Source organism: Bradyrhizobium sp. 190 (genome assembly GCF_023073415.1).
Taxonomy (GTDB): domain Bacteria; phylum Pseudomonadota; class Alphaproteobacteria; order Rhizobiales; family Xanthobacteraceae; genus Bradyrhizobium.
In genome coordinates, this window is record NZ_JADPJL010000062.1 from 358,290 (window position 1) to 380,241 (window position 21,952).

Annotated in this window: 19 protein-coding genes; 10 read left to right on the forward strand and 9 right to left on the reverse strand. The window is 63.4% G+C overall.

All coding sequences use genetic code 11. The features are described 5' to 3' along the window. Positions 1-37 precede the first annotated feature (37 nt). The 4 genes from IVB22_RS30830 to hpaR all read right to left on the reverse strand — a co-directional run bounded on the left by IVB22_RS30830 (position 38) and on the right by hpaR (position 4,318). A complete protein-coding gene (locus tag IVB22_RS30830; RefSeq protein ID WP_247520919.1) occupies positions 38-1,561 on the reverse strand; it encodes a UxaA family hydrolase in 1,524 nt (507 codons plus the stop codon). A gap of 102 nt (positions 1,562-1,663) precedes the next feature. Further along, the gene (locus IVB22_RS30835; protein WP_247520920.1) at positions 1,664-2,443 is read right to left on the reverse strand and encodes an HpcH/HpaI aldolase/citrate lyase family protein; all 780 of its coding nucleotides are present in this window, start codon (positions 2,441-2,443) and stop codon (positions 1,664-1,666) included. Between the two features lie 51 nt (positions 2,444-2,494). Then, the gene (locus IVB22_RS30840; RefSeq protein ID WP_247520921.1) at positions 2,495-3,580 is read right to left on the reverse strand and encodes a malate/lactate/ureidoglycolate dehydrogenase; all 1,086 of its coding nucleotides are present in this window, start codon (positions 3,578-3,580) and stop codon (positions 2,495-2,497) included. A 201-nt stretch (positions 3,581-3,781) separates the two neighbouring features. Next, positions 3,782-4,318 carry a homoprotocatechuate degradation operon regulator HpaR gene (gene hpaR, locus IVB22_RS30845; RefSeq protein WP_374207741.1) on the reverse strand — a complete coding sequence of 179 codons (537 nt, stop codon included), beginning with the start codon at positions 4,316-4,318 and terminating at the stop codon, positions 3,782-3,784. Positions 4,319-4,453: 135 nt separating this feature from the next. On the opposite strand from hpaR, the gene hpaH reads away from it, so the two are divergent. The 6 genes from hpaH to IVB22_RS30875 all read left to right on the forward strand — a co-directional run bounded on the left by hpaH (position 4,454) and on the right by IVB22_RS30875 (position 10,856). Then, positions 4,454-5,260 (forward strand): 2-oxo-hept-4-ene-1,7-dioate hydratase, encoded by an 807-nt coding sequence (gene hpaH, locus IVB22_RS30850; protein ID WP_247520922.1) that lies wholly within the window; start codon positions 4,454-4,456, stop codon positions 5,258-5,260. Between the two features lie 30 nt (positions 5,261-5,290). Then, positions 5,291-5,689 carry a 5-carboxymethyl-2-hydroxymuconate Delta-isomerase gene (locus IVB22_RS30855; RefSeq protein WP_247520923.1) on the forward strand — a complete coding sequence of 133 codons (399 nt, stop codon included), beginning with the start codon at positions 5,291-5,293 and terminating at the stop codon, positions 5,687-5,689. After that, positions 5,682-7,226, forward strand: a complete 1,545-nt coding sequence (gene hpaE, locus IVB22_RS30860) for a 5-carboxymethyl-2-hydroxymuconate semialdehyde dehydrogenase (RefSeq protein ID WP_247520924.1) — start codon at positions 5,682-5,684, stop codon at positions 7,224-7,226. The genes IVB22_RS30855 and hpaE overlap by 8 nt, the downstream gene beginning before the upstream one ends. Before the next feature lie 113 nt (positions 7,227-7,339). Beyond that, on the forward strand, positions 7,340-8,323 hold the full coding sequence (gene hpaD / locus IVB22_RS30865) for a 3,4-dihydroxyphenylacetate 2,3-dioxygenase (protein WP_247520925.1): 984 nt from the start codon (positions 7,340-7,342) through the stop codon (positions 8,321-8,323). 4 nt (positions 8,324-8,327) lie between these two features. Beyond that, positions 8,328-9,197 carry a fumarylacetoacetate hydrolase family protein gene (locus IVB22_RS30870; protein WP_247520926.1) on the forward strand — a complete coding sequence of 290 codons (870 nt, stop codon included), beginning with the start codon at positions 8,328-8,330 and terminating at the stop codon, positions 9,195-9,197. A gap of 30 nt (positions 9,198-9,227) precedes the next feature. After that, positions 9,228-10,856, forward strand: coding sequence for a thiamine pyrophosphate-dependent enzyme (locus tag IVB22_RS30875; RefSeq protein WP_247520927.1), 1,629 nt, complete (start codon positions 9,228-9,230; stop codon positions 10,854-10,856). 154 nt (positions 10,857-11,010) lie between these two features. On the opposite strand, the gene alkB is transcribed toward IVB22_RS30875, so the two are convergent. The 4 genes from alkB to IVB22_RS30895 form a co-directional block, all read right to left on the reverse strand. Then, a complete protein-coding gene (gene alkB / locus IVB22_RS30880) occupies positions 11,011-11,664 on the reverse strand; it encodes a DNA oxidative demethylase AlkB (protein ID WP_247520928.1) in 654 nt (217 codons plus the stop codon). A gap of 12 nt (positions 11,665-11,676) precedes the next feature. Next, positions 11,677-12,423 carry a 2OG-Fe(II) oxygenase gene (locus IVB22_RS30885; RefSeq protein ID WP_247520929.1) on the reverse strand — a complete coding sequence of 249 codons (747 nt, stop codon included), beginning with the start codon at positions 12,421-12,423 and terminating at the stop codon, positions 11,677-11,679. A gap of 185 nt (positions 12,424-12,608) precedes the next feature. Further along, a complete protein-coding gene (locus tag IVB22_RS30890; RefSeq protein ID WP_247520930.1) occupies positions 12,609-13,295 on the reverse strand; it encodes a DUF2848 domain-containing protein in 687 nt (228 codons plus the stop codon). Beyond that, entirely contained in the window at positions 13,288-14,637 is a 1,350-nt protein-coding gene (locus tag IVB22_RS30895) for an amidase (RefSeq protein ID WP_247520931.1), read from the reverse strand. Before IVB22_RS30895 ends, IVB22_RS30890 begins: the two co-directional genes overlap by 8 nt. 242 nt (positions 14,638-14,879) lie before the next feature. Between IVB22_RS30895 and IVB22_RS30900 the strand changes: the two genes are divergently transcribed. The 4 genes from IVB22_RS30900 to IVB22_RS30915 all read left to right on the forward strand — a co-directional run bounded on the left by IVB22_RS30900 (position 14,880) and on the right by IVB22_RS30915 (position 18,874). Then, positions 14,880-15,293 (forward strand): Zn-ribbon domain-containing OB-fold protein, encoded by a 414-nt coding sequence (locus IVB22_RS30900; RefSeq protein ID WP_247520976.1) that lies wholly within the window; start codon positions 14,880-14,882, stop codon positions 15,291-15,293. 5 nt (positions 15,294-15,298) lie between these two features. After that, on the forward strand, positions 15,299-16,438 hold the full coding sequence (locus IVB22_RS30905) for a thiolase (RefSeq protein ID WP_247520932.1): 1,140 nt from the start codon (positions 15,299-15,301) through the stop codon (positions 16,436-16,438). Between the two features lie 149 nt (positions 16,439-16,587). After that, positions 16,588-17,502: an SDR family oxidoreductase gene (locus IVB22_RS30910; RefSeq protein WP_247520933.1), complete on the forward strand. Its 915-nt coding sequence runs from the start codon at positions 16,588-16,590 to the stop codon at positions 17,500-17,502. A gap of 205 nt (positions 17,503-17,707) precedes the next feature. Further along, the gene (locus IVB22_RS30915; protein WP_247520934.1) at positions 17,708-18,874 is read left to right on the forward strand and encodes an SMP-30/gluconolactonase/LRE family protein; all 1,167 of its coding nucleotides are present in this window, start codon (positions 17,708-17,710) and stop codon (positions 18,872-18,874) included. Positions 18,875-19,037: 163 nt separating this feature from the next. Here IVB22_RS30915 and ppc read toward each other — a convergent pair whose 3' ends face one another. Continuing rightward, the gene (ppc, locus tag IVB22_RS30920; protein WP_247520935.1) at positions 19,038-21,830 is read right to left on the reverse strand and encodes a phosphoenolpyruvate carboxylase; all 2,793 of its coding nucleotides are present in this window, start codon (positions 21,828-21,830) and stop codon (positions 19,038-19,040) included. Positions 21,831-21,952 lie beyond the last annotated feature (122 nt).

Genomic DNA, 21,952 nt, shown 5'->3' on the forward strand with positions numbered 1-21,952 from the left:
CTGCTTTCGCAGGGACGACGACAGAGTGTGCACATTCTCACATCGTCGCGCCGAGCACCCATGGCGCAAACTCCGCGCCGCCGAAATCGAAGCTCTCGCTCTTGGTCGGCTGGCCGGATGCCGTTTTCAGCATCAGTTCGAAAATGCGCTGGCCGCATTGCTGCACGGTTTCCTCGCCGTCGAGGATGGTACCGCAATTGACGTCCATGTCGTCTTCCATGCGCTTGTACATCGGCGTGTTGGTGGCGAGCTTGATCGAGGGCGCAGGCTTGCAGCCGAACACGCTGCCGCGGCCGGTGGTGAAGCAGACGAGATTGGCGCCGCCCGCCACCTGCCCGGTCGCAGCCACCGGGTCATAGCCGGGCGTATCCATGAACACGAACCCCTTCTTGGTGATCGGCTCGGCGTAGTTGAGCACATCGACCAGATTGGTGCTGCCGGCCTTGGCCATCGCGCCCAGTGATTTCTCGAGGATCGTGGTGAGGCCGCCGGCCTTGTTGCCGGGGCTCGGATTGGCGTTCATCTCGGCGCCTTCCCGCTTGGTGTATTCCTCCCACCAGCGCATCAGGCCGACGAGCTTTTCGCCGACCTCGCGGCTGACCGCGCGCCGGGTCAGGAGATGCTCGGCGCCGTAGGTCTCGGGAGTTTCCGAGAGGATCACCGTGCCGCCGTGTGCAACCAGAAGATCGCTCGCCACGCCGAGCGCCGGATTGGCCGAGACGCCCGAATAACCGTCGGAGCCGCCGCATTGCAGCGCCACCGTCAGCTCGCTCGCCGGCACCGGTTCGCGCTTTACCTTGTTGGCGTCGGTCAGCGCCTCCTTCACGAAGGCGATACCGGCCTCCACCGTCTTACGGGTGCCGCCGACTTCCTGGATGTCCATCGCGCGCAGGCGGCCGGCGAGTTTCTGCTCCTGCATCAGCCCGCCGATCTGGTTGACCTCGCAGCCGAGGCCCAGCACGACGACGGCGGAGAAATTCGCATGCCGCGCATAGCCGCCGAGCGTCCGCCGCAGCAGCGCCAGCGGTTCGTCCTGCGTCATTCCGCAGCCGGTCTTGTGGGTCAGCGCCACCACGCCGTCGACATTCGGGAAATCCGCCAGCGGATTGTCGCCGGTGAACGGGTTCTTCTTGAACATGTCGGCGACGATGCCGGCGACATGGGCGCTGCAATTCACCGACGTCAGAATACCGATATAGTTGCGCGTCGCCACGCGGCCGTCGGCGCGGCGGATGCCCTCGAAGGTCGCCGGCAGATCGAAGTTCGGCACCGGCTTGACGTCGACGCCGAACGCATAGTCCTTGGCGAAATCGCCCATGCCGCAGTTTTGCGTGTGAACATGCTGGCCCGGCGCAATCGGCGCGGTGGCAAAGCCGATGATCTGGCCGTAGCGGCGCACCGGCTCGCCCATGGCGATCGGTTTGATCGCGACCTTGTGCCCCGCCGGGATACGCTCGACCGTGGTGACCCCATCGGCCACCACCATGCCCGGCGGCAGGCTCGAGCGCGCGATCAGCACGCCGTCGTCAGGATGCAGGCGAATGACGGGTGCCGGGGTCATTTGGGTGTCTCCTTAAAGTCGGCGAATAGCGAATGGCGAGTAGCGAATAGTAAAGACTGTTACGCTGCTCTCCACCCCCTATTCGCCATTCGCTATTACGTCCTAGGCCTTCCCGCCGGAATCCTTCCGGGTCTGGTTCACCTGCATCTTGGCGTAGGTCATCATCAACCCGCTCTCGTTCGACAGCGTCACCAGCTTGAAGCCCATGTTGATCGCGCGCACCGCGCCCTCGGCGCCCGAGCAGTGGATGCCGGGATTGAGGCCGCGCTTGCCGCACTCCTTGATGATCTTCTCATAGATCTTGAGGATTTCCGGCTCGTCGCGATCGAGCTTCGGCACCAGGCCGTAGGAGAAGCCGAGGTCGGACGGGCCGATATAGACGCCGTCGATGCCCTCGACGTCGAGGATCGATTCCATGTTCTCGACGGCCGTCCTGGTCTCCATCATCGGCAGCAGCACGATTTCGTCGTTGGCCGTCTGCTGGTAGGTGCCGGCCGAGCCGTACATGCCCGAACGGATCGGGCCGTTGGAGCGCGTGCCCTTCGGCGGGTACTTGGCGTACTGGACGAGGTTCTTGGCTTCCTGCGAGGTATTGATCATCGGGCAGATCACGCCATAGGCGCCGCCGTCGAGCACCTTGCCGATGATGCCGGGCTCATTCCAGGGCACACGGACCATCGGCGTTACCGGATGGCCGTTCATCGCCTGAAAGCATTGCACCATCGAGAGGTAATCCTGCACGCCGTGCTGCATGTCGACGGTGACGCTGTCGAATCCGCATTGCGCGATCACTTCGGCCGAGAAGCCGGACGGGATCGCGAGCCACGCGTTCACCACAGCCTTGCCCGAGGCCCATACTTTCTTGACGTTGTTGGTTGCCATTGATCGCTTTCCCTTTGTGATCGTTGCGATAGTTGGAGTTCGTGGAGTGGATTAGCTGGCGGCGCGCTGGATGCTGGCCTCGCTGACGCCGACCTCGCGGGCGGTGTTGACGATCGCAGCCCAGGTATCATCAGGCAGCGGTACGCCGTTCCTGGTGCGCTCGGCGCGCATCTTGCGTTCGGGGTCTCCGGGGACCAGCACGGACTCGACGCCGGCGATCGGCTTGGTCTCCCGGATGAAGTCGGTGTAGCGCGAGATTTCGTCGTCGAAGTAATTGCTGGTGTCGATCACCTTGGGGTCGACATAGAAGGCAAGCATGCCGTTGGCGAACTGGCGGCCGCCCGAGGTGGCGCCCGTGCCGGTGAGCGCGCCGCCGAGCAGTTCGCAGATGAAGGCCAATCCCGACCCTTTGTGCTCGCCGAACGCGCGGATCGCACCGGTGCCCTGGGTGTGGTCCCGAGGTCCATCCGGCGTGTAGGGACCGTAGAGCACGGACGGCTCCTCGCTCAGCGTGCCGTCGGCGTCGACCAGCGCACCGGTCGGCAACTTCTTGCCGCCGCGGCTCGCCACCAGTACCTTGCCCTCGGCAACGATCGAGGTGGCGAAATCGAGCACGATCGGATCCTGCCCCTTGCGCGGAATGCCGACGCAGTAGGGCGCAGTCGAAAGCCGCTTCTGGACGCCGCCGAACGGCGCCACCAGCAGCGAGCCTGCGGCGTTGACGAAATGCACCGACACCAGCCCTTCAGCAGCGGCCATTTCGGCCCAGTCTCCGACGCGGCCGATATGCCCGGCATTGCGCAGTGCGATCGCTGCCAGCCCCGCCTTCTTGCATTTCTCGATGCCGGTCCGCACGGCGAACGGCGTCACGGTCTGGCCGTAGCCGAACTTGCCATCGACCACGGCGAGCGACGGCGTATCGACGACAATCTCGGGGATCTGGTTGGGAACGACGTTGCCTGTCTTCTTCCAACGGATGTAGACCGGAACCCGGATCACGCCGTGGCTGTCATGGCCGGTAAGATTGGCAGTGGTGAGATAGGTCGCGATGCGCCTGGCTTCCTCGGGCGAGGATTCCGAATGCGAAAAAACCTCGGCGACAAAATCGATCAGGTTGTTGACTTGTATGGTGACCATTTTTCGGATTTCAGCCTTGTCCTAGCGCCGGGGCAGCCTCTGTATTGGCGGCGAACCCCAAGACTCCCGCGCCGGTTTTGATGACCGGCTTGGCCGGCACTTTGAGCGAAAAATCGCGCGCGTGTCTACCATTAGACAAATGATTGCAATCATTTGCCCGGCCGTTATGCATCGGGCCGCTAGCATCATGCAAATTTGCGCTTACTCGTCGGTATCAGCCTCTGCCTCACCGGCCACTTCCATTTCCGCAAGGCCGCGTTCGAGTTCACCCAGCATATCCTGCAGTTCAGCCAGCTTGCGCGCGCCATAGCGGCTGGTGATTTCGGCATAGATCGCCTCCGAGGTCGGCGCGACGGCCTCGATCAGCTTCAACCCCTTGGACGAGATCGACACCTCGCCGCGGCGCAGATCGGCCTTGGCGGTCCGCCGCTCGATCAGATCGCGCGCTTCGAGGTCGCGCAGGATTCGCGACAGGCTCGGACCCAGCAAAAACGCGACGCGCGCCAGTTCGGTCACCTCGATGGTATCCACCGCCGTCAGCGCGCGCAGGATCCGCCACTGCTGCTCGGTCAGCCCATGGTTGCGCAGGGATGGACGGAACTGGCGCATCACGGCTTCTCGCGCGCGCAGAAGCGACATCGGCAGCGAGCGGGAGAACTCACGCATCGGCAAGCTACGCATCTCGCCCGCTTTGCCGGCGCCGCCATGCGATCCGTCCGGCGATTTCTTGGCTGCCATCTTCAGTCGTCCGCCATCAGGAATCGTTGATCGGGAGAAGGATAAAGTTTTGCGTTGCAACAAGCACCAAATCAGTTTGCGCAATATAACTTAACATGTTAAACATATTTCAGCACCCTCTTTTTGCGAACGCATATGGCCCTTTCCCAGGACGAAATCCGCAAGTCCGCCGAACGGCTCGATCAGGCCGAAAAGACCCGGAAACAGATCCGGCAGCTTTCGCTCGAACATCCCGGCATAACGATCGAAGACGCCTACGCTATCCAGAAGGCATGGGTCGATATCAAAGTCGCCGAGGGCCGCGTCGTGAAGGGCCACAAGATCGGCCTGACCTCAAAGGCGATGCAGAGTGCGCTCAATATCGACGAGCCGGATTCAGGCATCCTGCTCGACGACATGTTCTTTGCCGACGGCGGGCTGGTGCCATCGGATCGCTTCATCGCCACCCGCGTCGAGGCCGAACTCGCCTTCGTGATGAAGTCGCGGCTGGCGGGACCGGACTGCACGATGTTCGACGTGCTCAACGCCACCGATTTCGTTGTGCCGGCGCTGGAAATTCTCGACACACGGGTCGAGCGGGTCGATCCGCAAACCAAATCCACCCGGAAGATTTTTGACACCATCGCCGACAACGCGGCCAACGCCGGCATCGTACTCGGCGGCCGGCCGATACGGCCGATGGATGCCGACCTGCGCTGGATCGGCGCGCTCTGCTTCCGCAATGGCCAGCTCGAGGAAACCGGGCTTGCGGCCGGCGTTCTCAACCATCCCGCAACATCCGTGGCCTGGCTTGCCAACAAGATCGCGCCGAACGGGCTGGCGCTGGAGGCCGGGCAAGTGGTGCTGGCGGGCTCGTTCATCCGCCCGATCGAGACCTGCAAGGGCGACACGATCCAGGCGGACTATGGACCCTACGGTTCCGTGAGCTGCTACTTCGCCTGATGCGTTAGGGAAGACGGGAGTCATCGCAACATGCCGCACTTCACGATTGAATATTCAGGCAATCTCGACGGGCGCGTCGACATGGGCGCGGTCGTGGAACTGGTTCGCAAGGCCGCGGTCGAGACCGGCATCTTCCCGCTCGGCGGTATTCGTGTCCGCGCGGTCAGGTGCGAGCACTATGCGATCGCCGACGGGGCTGCGAATTACAGTTTTCTCGACATGGTGCTGCGGCTCGGCGAAGGCCGCGACCTCGCCACCCGCAAGAAGGCCGGTGAACATATTTTCAAGACCTTGTCGGCCTACCTTGACCCCGTGTTCGCGAACCAAAAGTTCGCGCTGTCGTTCGACATGCAGATCAACGACAAGGAAACAAGCTGGAAACGCAACGACATCCACGAAGCTCTGAAAGTGGAGGCTATCCATGGATAAGGCGACCCCGAAGGACGTGTTTCAGGCCAACTGCGACCGCGCAGCGCCCCTGCTCGCCAAACTAAAGAGCGAAGGCATCGGCCACATGATCGACGGCAAGACCGTGCCGTCGGTCTCCGGCCAGACGTTCGAGACGAAGTCTCCGGTGGATGGCGCGGTGCTGGCGTCGGTGGCGCGCGGCAATGCCGAGGACATCGACCGTGCAGCAACCGCTGCCGCGGCTGCCTTCAAATCCTGGCGCGACACGCCGGCGGCAGCGCGGAAGAAATTGCTGCATCGCGTGGCCGACGCGATCGAGGACCATGCCGATGACATCGCGGTGCTGGAATGCATCGACACCGGCCAGGCGCATCGCTTCATGGCCAAGGCCGCGATCCGGGCGGCCGAGAACTTCCGCTTCTTTGCCGACAAATGCGCCGAAGCCCGCGACGGCCTCAACACGCCGAGCGAGGAACACTGGAACATCTCGACCCGGGTGCCGATCGGCCCGGTCGGCGTGATCACGCCTTGGAACACGCCGTTCATGCTGTCGACCTGGAAGATTGCACCGGCGTTGGCCGCCGGCTGCACGGTGGTGCATAAGCCTGCGGAATGGTCGCCGATAACGGCGGACCTTTTGGTCAAGCTCGCGAAACAAGCCGGCCTGCCCGACGGCGTGCTCAACACCGTGCACGGCATGGGCGAAGAGGCCGGCAAGGCATTGACCGAGCATCCCGCGATCAAGGCGATCGGCTTTGTCGGCGAGAGCTCGACCGGCTCGGCCATTATGGCCCAGGGCGCCCCCACCCTGAAGCGCGTCCATTTCGAGCTCGGCGGCAAGAACCCCGTGATCGTGTTCGACGACGCCGATCTCGACCGGGCGCTGGATGCGGTCGTCTTCATGATCTACTCGCTGAACGGCGAGCGCTGCACCTCCTCCAGCCGGCTGCTGGTCCAGGAAGGCATCGCCGGAAAATTCATCGAAAAACTCACGGCGCGAGTGAAGGCCTTGAAGGTCGGCCACCCCCTCGATCCCGCCACCGAAATCGGGCCGCTGATCCATGAGCGGCACCTCGCAAAGGTCTGCAGCTATTTCGACGTCGCGCAGAAGGACGGCGCCACCATTGCGGTCGGCGGAAAGCCGCATGACGGTCCGGGCGGTGGACATTACGTGCAGCCGACGCTGGTCACCGGCGCAAATTCAAAAATGCGGGTGGCGCAGGAGGAAGTGTTCGGCCCGTTCCTGACCGTGATCTCGTTCAAGGATGAGAAGGACGCCATCGAGATCGCCAACGGCGTGCAGTACGGGCTGACCGGCTATGTCTGGACCGGCGACATGGGCCGCGCGCTACGCGTCGCCGATGCGCTGGAGGCCGGCATGATCTGGCTCAATTCCGAAAACGTCCGCCATCTGCCGACGCCGTTCGGCGGCATGAAGGCCTCAGGTATCGGCCGCGACGGCGGCGACTACTCGTTCGACTTCTACATGGAAACCAAGCACGTCTCGCTCGCCCGCGGGACGCATAAGATTCAGAAGCTCGGCCTGCCCTCATCCTGAGGAGCGGGCGCAAGCCCGCGTTTCGAAGGATGGGCCACGGGCCACATGGTTCGAGACGGCGCTGGCGCGCCTCCTCACCATGAGGATCAACAATTGAGGACTGGATAAAACACATGCCCGTTCCGACACACATCTTCGACCCGCCGTTCAACATCATCCGCTGCAGCCATGCCGTGCTTGATGTCGTCGACCTCAACAAGAGCCGCGCCTTCTACGAGAACACCGTCGGCCTCCATGTCGAGGACAGCGACGACAAGGCGGTGTACCTGCGCGGCAGCGAGGAGCATCAGCATCACTCGCTGGTGCTGCGGAAAGCCCCGGTCGCGGCCTGCAACCGCCTCGGCTTCAAGGTCGGCAATGACGGCGATCTCGACAAGGCCGCCAGCTTCTTTTCCGAGAACGGCATCGCCTACGCCTTTGTCGATCAGCCGTTCCAGGGCCGCACGCTGCAATTCACCGATCCCGCCGGCTTCCAGCTCGAACTCTACGCGTCGATGGAAAAGCGCCCGCACCTGCTCAGGCGCTACGACCTCTACAAGGGCTGCCATCCGCAGCGGCTCGACCATTTCAACGTGTTCGCGCCCGAGGTCCAAAACACCGTCGATTTCTACGCCCGGCTCGGCTTCCGCCTGACCGAATATGGCGAGGAAGACGGCCCGAACGGGCGCATCGCGGCGGCGTGGATGCACCGCAAGGGCAATGTCCATGATTTCGCTATCACCAATGGCCGTGGCCCTCGCCTGCACCACATGGCGTATTGGACGCCGACGGCGATGAATATCCTGCATCTCTGCGACGTCATGGCTTCCAGCGGCTACCTGAAGAACATCGAGCGCGGCCCGGGCCGCCACGGCATCTCGAATGCGTTCTTTCTTTATGTCCGCGATCCCGACGGCCACCGGCTCGAACTCTACACCAGCGATTATTTCACCGGCGACCACGACCACGAGCCGCTGCGCTGGTCGCTGAAGGACCCACGCCGGCAAACGCTGTGGGGCGCACCCGCGCCGCGCTCCTGGTTCGAGGAAGGTACGCCCTTCACCGGCCAGGCGGTGCGCGAACCGGCCTTCGTCGCCGACGTCACGATTGCGGACTGAGAAGATGACCCCTCCCCGCCTTGCCACGTTCACCGTTGACGGCTCGCAGAAATATGGCGCCGTGACCGATTCCGGCATCGTCGATCTCTCGGCGCGTTTCGCAAAGGATTATCCGACCCTGCGCGAAGTCATCGCTGATGGCGCGCTGATGAAGCTCGCCGAGGATGCGGCGCGGCGTACGCCGGACCATGCGCTCGATGCGATTACATGGCAGCCGCCGATCCCCTCGCCGGAAAAGATCATCTGCATCGGCGTGAACTACCCGGACCGCAACGCCGAATACAAGGACGGCCAGGACGCGCCGAAATACCCGAGCATGTTCATGCGCACGCCGCGTTCCTTTGTCGGCCATAACGCGCCGCTGGTGCGCCCGCGCGCCTCCGCGCAGCTCGATTACGAGGGCGAGCTGGTGCTCATCATCGGCAAGGCCGGCCGGCATATTAAAGAGAGCGATGCGCTGGATCACATCGCCGCCGTCACGCTCTGCAATGAAGGCACCATCCGCGACTGGGTGCGGCACGCCAAGTTCAACGTCACGCAGGGCAAGAACTTCGATTCCACCGGCAGTCTGGGACCATGGCTCGTGCCCTACACCAGTGAATCGCAAATTGCGGACATTCGTCTGACCACGCGGGTCAATGGCGAGACGCGGCAAGACGATCGCACCGGCCGGCTGATTTTCGGCTTCCGCTATTTGATCAACTATCTCTCGACCTTTACAACGCTGGTGCCCGGCGACGTCATCGTCACGGGAACGCCGACGGGGGCCGGTGCGCGGTTCGACCCGCCGCGCTATCTCAAGCCCGGCGACATCATCGAGGTTGAAGCCGAGGGAGTCGGCGTGCTGAAGAACGGCGTGGTCGACGAAGCCTGATAAAATCCCTGCAAGCGAGTGGAAAGAGCTATGAAATCAACCTCCGGCGGCGAAGCGATCGTCAATGGCCTCGTCGCGCATAGCGTCGATACGGTGTTCGGCCTGCCCGGCGCGCAAACCTACGGCCTGTTCGATGCCTTCCATCAGGCGCAGTTGAAGGTGATCGGGGCACGCCACGAGCAGGCCTGCGGTTACATGGCTTTTGGTTATGCGCGGTCCTCGGGGCGCCCCGGCGTATTCAGCGTGGTGCCCGGCCCCGGTGTGCTCAATGCGGGCGCGGCACTTCTGACCGCGTTCGGGTGCAACGAGCCGGTGCTCTGCCTCACCGGTCAGGTGCCGACGCAGTTCCTGGACAAGGGCCGCGGCCATCTGCACGAGATGCCGGACCAGCTCGCGACGCTACGCACCTTCGTGAAATGGGCCGAGCGCATCGAATATCCCGACGTCGCACCGGCCATGGTCTCGCGTGCATTTCAGGAAATGATGTCGGGCCGCCGCGGCCCGGTGTCGCTGGAAATGCCATGGGACGTGTTTACCCAGCGCGCGCAGGTCGGGCCATCCAGGGTGCTGGATGCTTTGCCCGCGCCGCAGCCCGACCCCGACCGGATCAAGGAAGCTGCGGCGCTCATCAAAAACAGCAAGCGGCCGATGATATTCGTCGGCAGCGGCGCGATCCATGCGCACGAGGAAATCCTCGAACTCGCCGAAATGATCGATGCGCCCGTGGTGGCGTTCCGCAGCGGCCGCGGCATCGTCTCCAATGCCCACGAACTCGGGCTGACCATGGCGGCGGCCTACAGGCTGTGGCCGACCACCGATTTGATGATCGGGATCGGGACGCGGCTGGAATTGCCGACGATGTCGCGCTGGCCCTATCGTCCCGACGGCCTGAAATCGGTTCGCATCGATATCGATCCGGTGGAGATGCGGCGCTACGTGTCCGACGCGGCTGTCATCGCGGATGCCAAGTCCGGCACCGCCGATCTGGCGGCGGCGGTGAAGAAGGCCGGCTACAGCAAGACCAGCGGTCGGCGCGGCGAGATCCGCGAGGCCACCGCGGCGGCGCAGCAGGAGATTCAAAAAGTTCAGCCGCAGATGGCGTATCTGAACATCCTGCGCGAGGTGCTGCCGACCAATGCGATCGTCACCGATGAATTATCGCAGGTCGGTTTCGCTTCCTGGTACGGCTTTCCGATCTACGAGCCGCGCACCTTCATCACCTCGGGCTATCAGGGCACGCTCGGCTCCGGCTTCCCGACCGCGCTCGGCGCCAAGGTCGCCAATCCAGACCGGCCGGTGGTCGCGATCACCGGCGATGGCGGCTTCATGTTCGCCGTGCAGGAGCTGTCGACCGCCGTGCAGTTCAAGATCGGCGTCGTGACGCTGGTGTTCAACAATAACGCCTACGGCAATGTCCGCCGCGACCAGCGCCAGCATTTTGACGGACGCGTGGTGGCGTCGGATCTGGTCAATCCGGATTTCGTGAAGCTCGCGGAATCCTTCGGCGTCGGCGCTGCGCGCGTGACCTCGCCCGATCATTTCCGCCCCGCGCTGGAAAAGGCGCTGGCTGACGGCGGCCCTTACGTGATTTCGGTGGAGGTGCCAACGGATTCGGAAGTCTCGCCGTGGGCGTTCATCCATCCGGCGAAGAACGCCTAGCCACATGGAATGCTTCTTCCCTTCTCCCCTTGTGGGAGAAGGTGGCTCGCATCGTCAGATGCGAGACGGAAGGGGTCTGTCTCCGCGGATAGAGACCCCTCATCCGCCTTCGCGTGCCGCGAAGGCACCTTCTCCCACAAGGGGAGAAGGAATATCACCGCGTTTTTCGGAAAGTCAGGTTGATGCGCTGGCGGCCCATGACAGCGTGCTCGCCGTCGGCGAGCGGCGCTACGCCGTGAAAGAACAGCCGCGACGGGCCGCCCCAGACCACGACGTCGCCATGCTCCAGCCGGTAACGGTTCGGCTTGTCGGCGCGCTTCGGGCCGCCGAACAGGAAGATCGCGGGCAGCCCCAGCGACACCGATACGATCGGCGCGGCAAAATCCAGCTCGTCCTTGTCCTGATGCAGCGACAGCTTCGCGCCTGGCAAATAGCGGTTGATCAGGCAGGCCTCCGGCCCGAAGCCGTTGAACCCGGCGTCCGCCGCAGCGGCGGCCGCGAGCCTGCGCAGCACAGGCGGCATCGCCGGCCACGGCAGTTTGGACACGGGGTCGATGGCGTCATAGCGATAACCCGTGTCGTCCGACACCCAGCCGACACTGCCGCAATTGGTCATCGCGACCGACATGCGGTGGCCGCCCGGCGTAATCAGATGCCGAAACGGCGCCTGTTTGACGATCGCGCGCAGTGCCGGAAGCAGCTCGGCTTCGAACGGCCGCGCGAATCTGCGCAGCAACACCGCGCCCTCCGCTATCGCTTCACGCGGCGGGTGCGCATCCGGAACGGCCTCGAACAAATCTGCAGTCAACTCAATTCGCACTCATTTGGCATCGTGGAAGATCACGCCGACGGTGTGGCGGTGGCCGGAACGGATCCGGCTGACGCCATGGCGCAGATTAACGCGATAAGGCCCGCGCGTCCCCTGCACCGGCCGGTGATGCACAGCAAAGGCGACCGCATCGCCCTGCCTGAGCGGAACCACCTCAGGCCGCGACTGCATCCGCGGCCGCTGTTCCGTCAGCACGAACTCGCCGCCTTCGAAATCGCGGCCCGGCTGAGACAGCAGGATCGCGACCTGCAGCGGAAACACGTGCTCGCCGTAAAGATCCTGGTGCAGGCAATTGTAATCGCCCTCGCCATATTGCAACAGCAGCGGCGTCGGCCGCGCCTGCCCGGCGTCGTGGCACCGCTTCAGGAACGCCGCGTGCCGGTCGGGATAGCGGATATCGATCCCCATCGTCTCGTTCCAGCGATTGGCGACGGGGCAAAGCCGCACGTAAAGCTCGGGGCGCAATTGCGCGATCAGATCGGGCAGCGGATAGGCGAAATATTTGTACTCGCCGCGGCCGAAGCCATGACGCCCCATCACGATCCGGCTGCGGAAATTCTTGTCGTCCGGATAGAGCGCCGCCAGCGCGGCGCATTCGTCAGGCGACAACAATTCCTTCAGGACGGCGCAGCCCTGTGCGTCGAGGTCAGCGGTCGTCTGAGTCCAGTCGATGGCATCGACGCGGGTGGCGATGTCGGGGGACGCGGAACGGTCGATATTTCTTGCGGTTGCTTTCATGCTGGCAGTCTCGCAAACCACCCGGACTTTGGCCACCCGATTTCCGGCAGGCCCTTACCACGTCGTCCCTGCGAACGCAGGGACCCATACCGCGTTGTCCTATCGATAAAAGCAAGATGGCTAACGTCTTCCAAAACAATTGGTGCCGCGGCGTATGGGTCCCTGCGTTCGCAGGGACGACAGGATCAGCCCAACACCGGCATCGTGATCACGTCATACCCGTGGCTGATCTTCCGCTTCAGCACGGGATCTTCCAGCTCGAACTCGAAGCGATCCGCCGGGCGGATGCCGCCCTTGGCAGCAAACGTGCCGCCAAACATGGCGCAGCCGTCGGGCAGGCCTTTGCCGCTGAAACCTCGGTCGATCAGGTCCTTCACCGGCAGCATGGCATCCAGCGTGCCTTCCTGATAGAGCACGCGCGCGCCATCGATGACCGCCCAGGAGCGCAGGATCATCTTGTCCCAGTGGGCGATGACGTCCTCCAGTTCCCACAGCACGGACGCCACCGGCTTGTCGCACATCTGCTTGGAGACCGTGACGCTGTAGGCTTCCACCTTGCGGTCGGTGTGGTCGGAGCCGCAGCCGACGAAGATGCGGCCCTGCCAGCCGATCAGCACGAACTCGACCTCGCCGCTGGAATTTTCGCCGGAGACCTCGATGCGATCCTCCAAGGTGATCCGCCGCGCCGAGCAACGGTAGTAGATCGGCGTCGACGCAGGCCGCGCGATGCCGATCGCTTCGAGCTCAGCGATGTGCTTGTCGCGCGCCACCGGATCACGGCCGGTCCAGCCAGCGATGACGGCTTGCTCGATCGCAAGTGTCAGCGGCGTCAACATGCCCTTGTCGTCGACATTGAAGGTCAGATCAAACACGGATGATGTTCTCCATTCCGGCGGCGAGTTCGAAGATGCGGCGATCCGATCCGCCCGCGGCGGCCAGCATCAGCCCAACCGGCACCTCGCCTTCGCGATGCGCCGGCAGCGAGATCGCGCAGCCGTCGAGCATGTTGATCAGCGTGCAATTGCGCAAAGCGCGCAGATTTTGCGTGGCGAAGGCCTTGTCGTCGGCAAGATCGGTGATTCTGGGCGGTGCATTCGCCGTGGTCGGCAGCACCAGCGCGTCGTAGGGGGCGATGCGCTGTTCGGTGCGTGCAATGAACGAACGGCGCGCGTTGAGGATATCGATATAGTCAGCCGCGCTGATGCCCTCGCCGCGCAGGATGCGGACGTGGACGCGAGGGTCATAGACGTCGCCATGACTCACGATCAGGTAGCGATGCCAGGCGTAGCTCTCAGCGGCGGCAAAACCGCCCTTGCTGTTCATGACGCCGACATCGTGGAATTCCGGCACCTCGATCCGCTCAATCGACGCGCCCTGCCGCGACAGCGTCTCCAGCGCACGCTCGAAGGTTTTCGCGACCTCTTCATCGAGGTCGTCCAGCGCGATCGTGGTTGGTACCGCAAGCCGCATGCCCTTGATCGGGCGCGGTTGCAATGGTTGCACGGCTTCATTGGCGAGCACGGCGTCGAGCACCGCACAGCAGTTGACGGTGCGCGCCAGTGGACCAAAGCTGTCGAGCGAGGACGATAGCGGGACGCCGCCCTCGAGCGGCACGCGCGCCTGCGTCGGCTTGAAGCCGACGATGCCGTTAAAAGCCGCCGGAATCCGGCACGAGCCGCCGGTATCGGTGCCCAGCGCACCGTAGGCCATGCCGTCGGCGATTGAGACAGCTGCGCCCGAGGACGAGCCGCCCGGCACATGACCGACGCTGCGATTGAAGACGCTTTTCGGCGTGCCGTAATGCGGATTGATGCCGATGCCCGAATAGGCAAATTCGGTCATGTTGGTGCGGCCGATCACGATGAAGCCGGCCCGGCGCAGCCGCGCCACCACGGGCGCATCGGCCTCAGCCGGCGCAGAATCCTCCAGCGCGCGGGAGCCTGCGCGGGTCACCTGCCCCTTGACGTCGTACAAATCCTTGATCGAGACGGGAATGCCGGCAAATGGCGACGGCGCGGCGCGCGCTTTACGCAGATGATCCATCGCGTCCGCGGCCGATATCGCGGCGTGCTTGTCAACGTGAATAAAGGCTCGCGCGCCCTCACCGGCGGGATCGGCGATCCTTGCGAGACATTCATCGACCAGTTGACGCGAAGTGGTGCGTCCAGCGTCGAGATCGGCGGCCAGGCTGGCAAGTGTCGGATGGTTCGGCATGGCTTGCTCGTTCGCTTCCTTTGGCGTCACTTGTCAATCCGAAGCGACCCTGGTGTCGAGAGGCGTCCTCGGCGATTTGCCGTGGCGCGGACTATCTCCGATGACACGCTGGCATACAAGCGCTCTCGCGTTCGGAATGCGGCCATGCAGCAGCGGCTGGACCGTTGACGGGGAACAGACAAATGTCGCATCAAGATCGCAACATGCGGGCCGACGCCCGCGCCCCAAGGAGAATAGCCGATATGGCGGAGCCCGCGCGCGCTAAACCAAAACCCACACCGGAAACGCAGCATTTCTGGGATGGAACGCAGGCCGGAGAGTTGCGCCTGCAGCGCTGCGACGCCTGCGCCAATGTCTATTTCCCGCCGCGCCCGTTCTGCCCCTCCTGCGCTTCGCGCAAGGTCTCGATATTCAAGGCGAGCGGCAAGGGCACGCTCTACAGCTACGTCATCAACCACCGTCCGGCAGCGCCCGGCTTCACCCCGCCCTATGCGATCGCCGTCGTCGAACTCGACGAAGGTCCGCGCATGATGAGCAACATCATCGACTGTCCGCAGACGCCGGAGGCGCTGGAGCTCGACATGAAGCTCGAAGTCGCATTCGAAAAACTCGACGACAAGATCACCCTTCCTTTGTTCCGTCCGGCGAAGGGGTAGGCACTATGCGCAAGAATGCGGTCGCTGTCGTCGGCGCAGCCGAGACCACCGAGCTCGGCGTCATCCCGAACATGTCGCAGATCCAGCTTCACGCGGATGCGGCGCTCAACGCCATCGCCGATGCCGGACTGAAATTGTCTGACATCGACGGCATCGCCACTGCCGTGGAAACCCCGCAGCAGATCGCGCACTATCTCGGCATCACGCCGACCTGGGTCGACGGCACTTCCGTCGGCGGCTGCTCGTTCATGCTGCACGTCCGCCATGCGGCCGCAGCGATCGAGGCCGGGCTCTGCAAGACCGTGCTGATCACGCACGCCGAGAGCGGCAAGTCGATGATCGGCAAACTGCCGCGCTCGACGCCGCCTGACAGTTTGAACGGCCAGTTCGAATCGCCGTTCGGCGTCTACGGCCCGCCCAGCATGTTCCCGATCCCGGTGCTGCGCTACATGAAGACCTACGGCATCACCCATGAGCAGATCGCCATGGTGGCCGTGGCGCAGCGGGAATGGGCCGCGAAGAATCCACGCGCCACCATGAAGGCGCCGATCACGGTCGAGGACGTCCTGAATTCAAAGATGATCGCCTATCCATTTCGCATCCTGCAATGCTGCCTCGTCACCGACGGCGGCGGCGCGCTGATCCTCACCTCGGCCGACCGCGCCAAGGACTTTCCGAACAAGCCGGTCTATATTCTCGGCACCGGCGAGAGCGTGGAAACGCCGATGGTCAGCCAGATGGAGACGTTCAACTCCTCGCGCGCCTTCAAGGTCGCGGGGCCCACCGCGTTCCGCGAAGCCGGCATCAGCCACAAGGACGTCGATCATCTGATGATCTACGACGCCTTTGCGCATCTGCCGCTTTTCGGCCTGGGCGATCTCGGCTTCATGCCGCATGAAGAGACCGGCAAGTTCATCGCCGACGGCAACACCCGCCCCGGCGGCAAGCTGCCGCTCAACACCAATGGCGGCGGATTGAGTTATATGCATTCCGGCATGTACGGCATGTACGCGCTGCAGGAAAGCGTGCGGCAAATGCGCGGCATCGCGCCGGCGCAGGTCAAGGACGCGAAAATCTCGGTCTGCCACGGCGTCGGCGGTATGTTCGCGGCAAGTGGCACGATCATCTTTACGAACGAGCGTTAGAAATGGCTGGCCCGAGCGCAGCGCTCAATCCGTCATTGCCGGGCTTGACCCGGCAATCCATCTTCTTCTGAAGAAGCGTGGATGCGCGGGTCAAGCCCGCGCATGACGAGTGGAATTCTGCTTCGGCCGCAGAAAACAGGACAGGAACAATGACAAAATCACTGCAAGACAAGGTCATCATCGTCACCGGCGCAGGCCGCGGCATCGGACGCGAGATCGCGCTGCTCTGCGCCGCCGAAGGCGCCAAGGTCGTGGTCAACGATCCCGGCGTTGCCGCAGACGGCGCCGGTTCGAGCGCAGCCCCCGCCGAGGAAGTGGTCGAGGAGATCAAGAAGCGCGGCGGCACCGCGGTCGCCAATTTCGAGTCGGTGGCGGAAGCGATCCCCGCCAGCAAAATCGTGAAGACGGCAACCGATCATTTCGGCCGGCTCGATGGCGTCGTCAACAATGCCGGCATTTTGCGCGACATGATCTTCCACAAAATGAGCGTGGAAGCTTTCGAGGCCGTCATCAAGGTGCACCTGATGGGCTCGTTCTACGTCAGCCACGCCGCGGCGCGGCTGTACCGCGAACAGGAGAGCGGCTCCTTCGTGCACTTCACCTCGACATCGGGCCTGATCGGCAATTTCGGCCAGGCCAACTACGCCGCCGCCAAGCTCGGCATCGTCGGCCTGTCGAAGTCGATCGCGCTCGATATGGGCCGCTTCAACGTGCGCTCGAACTGCGTCTCGCCATTCGCCTGGACCCGCATGATCGGCACCATCCCGACCGAGACCGAAGCCGAGAAGGCGCGCGTGGCGAAGATCCAGCAGATGGGGCCGGAGAAGATCGCGCCGGTCTGCGCCTATCTGCTCAGCGACGCCGCCAAGGACGTCACCGGACAGATTTTTGGGGTACGCATGAACGAGATCTTCCTGTTCAGCCAGAATCGTCCGCTGCGCTCGGTGCAGCGGAGCGAAGGCTGGACGCCGCAGACCATCGCCGAGCACGGCATGCCGGCGCTCAAGGGATCGTTCTACAAGCTCGATCGCTCCGCGGATATTTTCCCCTGGGATCCGATCTGAGCGAAAATTGTAGGGTGGGCAAAGGCGCGTAGCGCCGTGCCCACCATCTATCGGAGACTATGGTCTGGGATGGTGGGCGCGTTTCGCTTTGCCCACCCTACCAAGCGTTACGCCATTTCCGGTTATTCCTGCACAGCCCGCCCGCTTTATGCCGGAATGCGGGCAGATGTTTTTCCTCCCAACAAAAAATACACGGGAGGAAATCATGACAACCTCGCTGACCCTTTCCGATTCCCAGCAACAAGGCGGCGGTTTTGACCGTCGCAAGATATTGACCGGCGCGGCAGCACTCGCCGCCTCAGCCGTGACGATGAAGACGGCCTCTGCGGCTTCCGTCGCGCCGCTCGGCCAGACCGCCGCGCCAACAACGGCATCGCCGCCCCTGCCACTCGGCCCGCTTTCCGGCGCCCGCTATCCGGACGCTCGCCTGGAATCGATGAAGAAGCCGAAGGTTTCGTTCGGGCCATCAGGTTTTCCGGCCTTCGCGGGCACCATGGCCGTCGAGCGCGTCGCAACCGGATTCCGCTGGGCCGAAGGCCCGGTCTACTTTCCGGCTGGGCGATATGTTCTGTTCAGCGACATTCCCAACAACCGCATCATGCGCTTCACAGAGGACGACGGTCACCTCAGCGTCTATCGCCAGCCGTCGATGAACTCGAACGGCAACACCATCGACCGCGAAGGACGCCTGATCACTTGCGAACACAGCGGTCGGCGGGTCACCCGGACCGAACTCGATGGCTCGATCACGATCATCGCCGACAAGTACAATGGCAAGAAGCTGAACTCGCCGAACGACGCGGTCGTCGCGGCCGACGGTTCGATCTGGTTCTGCGACCCAGCCTACGGTATCGGCGGCTTTTACGAGGGCATCAAGGCCGACGCCGAGCAGGACAAGAAAAACGTCTACCGGGTCGATCCGAAATCCGGCGACATCAAGATGGTGGTCGATGACTTCGTGCAGCCGAACGGCCTTTGCTTCTCGCCTGACGAGAAGAAGCTCTATATCTGCGATACCGGCTTCACCGACGGACCGGACAACCCGTCGCATATCCGCGTGTTCGACGTGGATCTCGGGGCCGGAAAGCTTTCGAACAGCAAGGTCTTTGCGGACATGCCCAAGCCCAGCATTACCGACGGGCTGCGCTGCGACACCGCCGGGCGCCTTTGGTGCTCCGTGGGGTGGGGCGATCCGAACGAGGACGGCGTGCGCTGCTACACGGCGGAGGGCGATCTCCTTGGGAAGATCCACATCCCGGAAACTGTCGCCAATTTGTGCTTCGGCGGTCAGCAGCGAAATAGACTTTATATCTGCGGCTCGTCGTCGCTCTATGCGGTTTATACGAGTGTGCAGGGCGCGATGAAGCCGTGACTGCGTTCATTTGCTGAGGTCTCTCCACTGGTCGTCCCTGCGAAAGCAGGGACCCATAACCACAGAGCGTCGTTGCAGGGGAAGGATGTCTCCTACCCTGCCTTATCGACAGATCACGCGGTATGGGTCCCGGCGTTCGCCGGGACGACGAGGGAGAGTGCTCTCACCCGCTATTCCGCAACCCCGCCGAAATCCCGTTGATCGTGAGCTGAATCCCGCGCAGCACCTGTTCGTCCGGACTGTGCGCGCGGTGCTCCTTCAAGAGTTCCACCTGCACATGGTTGAGTGGATCGAGATAGGGGAAGCGGTTGCGGATCGAGCGTTCGAGCAACGGGTTGCCCTGCAAGAGGCGCTCATGCCCCATGATGTCGAGCAGCGTCTCGATCGACGAATGCCATTCGCGCCGGATGCGCCCAAAGATGCTTTCGCGCAATTTCACGTCGGGCACCAGTTCGGCGTAACGCGAGGCGATCGCGATTGAGCTCTTGGCCAGCACCATGTCCATATTCGACAACAGCGTGCGGAAGAACGGCCACTCACGATAGAGTTCCTGCAGGAACGGCATGCCCTGCTCTGGATGCTCCGCGATCCAGTTTTCGACCGCAGAACCAAAACCGTACCAGCCCGGCAGCATCAACCGGCATTGCGCCCAACTGAACACCCAGGGAATTGCGCGCAGGTCCTCGATCTCGCGGGTCTTCTTGCGCGACGCCGGGCGGCTGCCGATGTTGAGCGTCGAGATTTCGGTGATGACGGTTGAGCCCCAGAAATAATCGGCAAAGCCCTCGGTCTCGTAGACCAGGCCGCGATACGCCCTAAAGGCCAGGGCCGACAATTGCTCCATCGCGGTGAGATATTCCTTGCGCGGTGCGCTCTGCCGGGGATGCAGCAGGCTTGCCTCCAGCGTCGCCGCGGCGAGGATTTCCACATTGCTGCGGCCGACCTCGGGATTGGAATATTTGCTCGAGATGATCTCGCCCTGCTCCGTGATACGGATCTGGCCATTCACGGCGCCGCCGGGCTGCGCGATGATGGCGTCATAGCTCGGCCCGCCGCCGCGGCCGACCGAGCCGCCGCGGCCGTGAAACAGCCGCAGCCGGACGTGGTGGCGCTCGAACACATCGACCAGCTCGATTTCGGCCTTGTAGAGCTCCCAGCCCGAGGTGACGAAGCCGCCATCCTTGTTGCTGTCGGAATAGCCGAGCATCACTTCCTGGACGCCGCCGCGGCTGTCCACCAGCTTGCGGTAGTCGTGCAGCGACAGCATGCGGTCCATGATGCCGGATGAGGCCTGCAAATCCTCGATGGTCTCGAACAGCGGCACGATGTTGATGGCGCTGCGACCGGAGGGGTTAACAAGGCCGACCTCCTTCAGCAACAGCGCTACCTCCAGCATGTCGGACATGCCTTTGCACATGGAGATGATGCATTGGTGGATCACATCGGCGCCGAACTTGGCGTGCGCCTCGGCCGCGGCGTGAAACACCGCGAGTTCGCCCAGCGTCTCCTCGCTGTATTTGACGAAGGACGACGCCAGCGGCCGCGGGTTGCGCAATTCGCCCGCCAATAGAGCAACGCGCGCCTCTTCGCCGAGCGCGAGGTAGGACGTGCCGGGGGTCGCGGCGTCGAGCAACTCCGCCACCGTGCGTTCATGCACAGCAGAATTCTGCCTTATATCGAGCCGGGCGAGATGGAAGCCGAAACAATCCACGGCCCGGCGCAACGACCGCAGCCGCCCGCGCGCGATCACGCCAGAATTGTTCGCGATCAATGAACGCTCGAGCACATCGAGATCGGCCTTGAATTCCTTCACGCTTGTATAGGGCGCGGCCTCGCCGACCGGCCGGCGCGTGGTTTCAACCTCCAGCCGCAGCGCGGTCGCCGTCAGGCGGGCATAGATACCGGACACCGCGAGGCGATACGGTTCGCCGCTCCGATGCGGCGATTTGTCGGGCGAGCGCTCGGCCAGCGCGCGCAATTCGTCGGAGACGTCGGCAAGATGCGCCGCCAGCGACAGTTCTGAGCCGAGGACGTGCAACTCCTCCAGATAGAAGTTCATCACCCGGCTCGACTGCAGGCGGAGCGTGCCGCGCATGACGTCGGCGGTAACGAACGGATTGCCGTCGCGGTCGCCGCCGATCCAACTTCCCATGGTCAGGAACGACGCCAGCTCGCCGGGCGTGCCGCCCTCCTCCTGGTTCAGCCGGTCTTCCAGCGCGCAATGCAGCCGGGGCACCTCATGCAGGAACGTGTAGTCGTAGAATGACAGGCCGTTGGCGACCTCATCCAGCACGGTCAGCTTGGTCCGTCGCAACAGATTGGTCTGCCACAGCGTCAGGACGGCGCGGCGCAACTGCTCGGCGCTGGCCTCGATTTCTTCCGGCGTCATCTGGACGCGTTCGCGGCGGTCGAGCAGTGCCGCGATCTCCATCTCGCGGTCGATCGTGCTCTTGCGGCGGACTTCGGTGGGATGCGCTGTTAGTACCGGGCTGACCTGGGCCGCCCCAAAGAATCGGCGCAGGTCGGCGGCGCTGAGACCGGCGGTCTTTGCATGCGACAGGGTTTGCGCGAGCGTGCTTGCTCTCGGCCCGCCGGCGCCACGCCCGCGCATCTGACGGATGTTGTTCTGGTCCTCGGCGATATTGGCGAGGTGCGAGAAATAGCTGAAGGCGCGGACGATGCGCACGGTATCGCTGGTCGACATGCTATCGAGAATTGTTTCGAGTTCCCGCCGCGCCAGCTTGTCCTCGTCGCGGTGGAACCGGATCGAGGTCTGCCGGATGCGTTCGACCAGATCGAACACGTCGGCGCCTTCCTGGTCGCGCACGGTATCGCCGAGAATTCGGCCAAGCAGGCGGATATCGGTCCGCAGCCGAGCGTCTTCCTCCAGCGCCAGCGTTTCCTCGGTACGGTTGAACCGGAGCTCGATCTCGGAAGGCATGGTCTGGGAAGACATTGGCTGGCCACCTCAGAAATTGCCCGGCAATTCCGAGTGTGCAAGTTTTTTGCCGCAGTGCAAGATAAAGATGGAGGGCGGCAGTCGCCAGTTCTCCGTCGTCCCCGCGAACGCGGGGACCC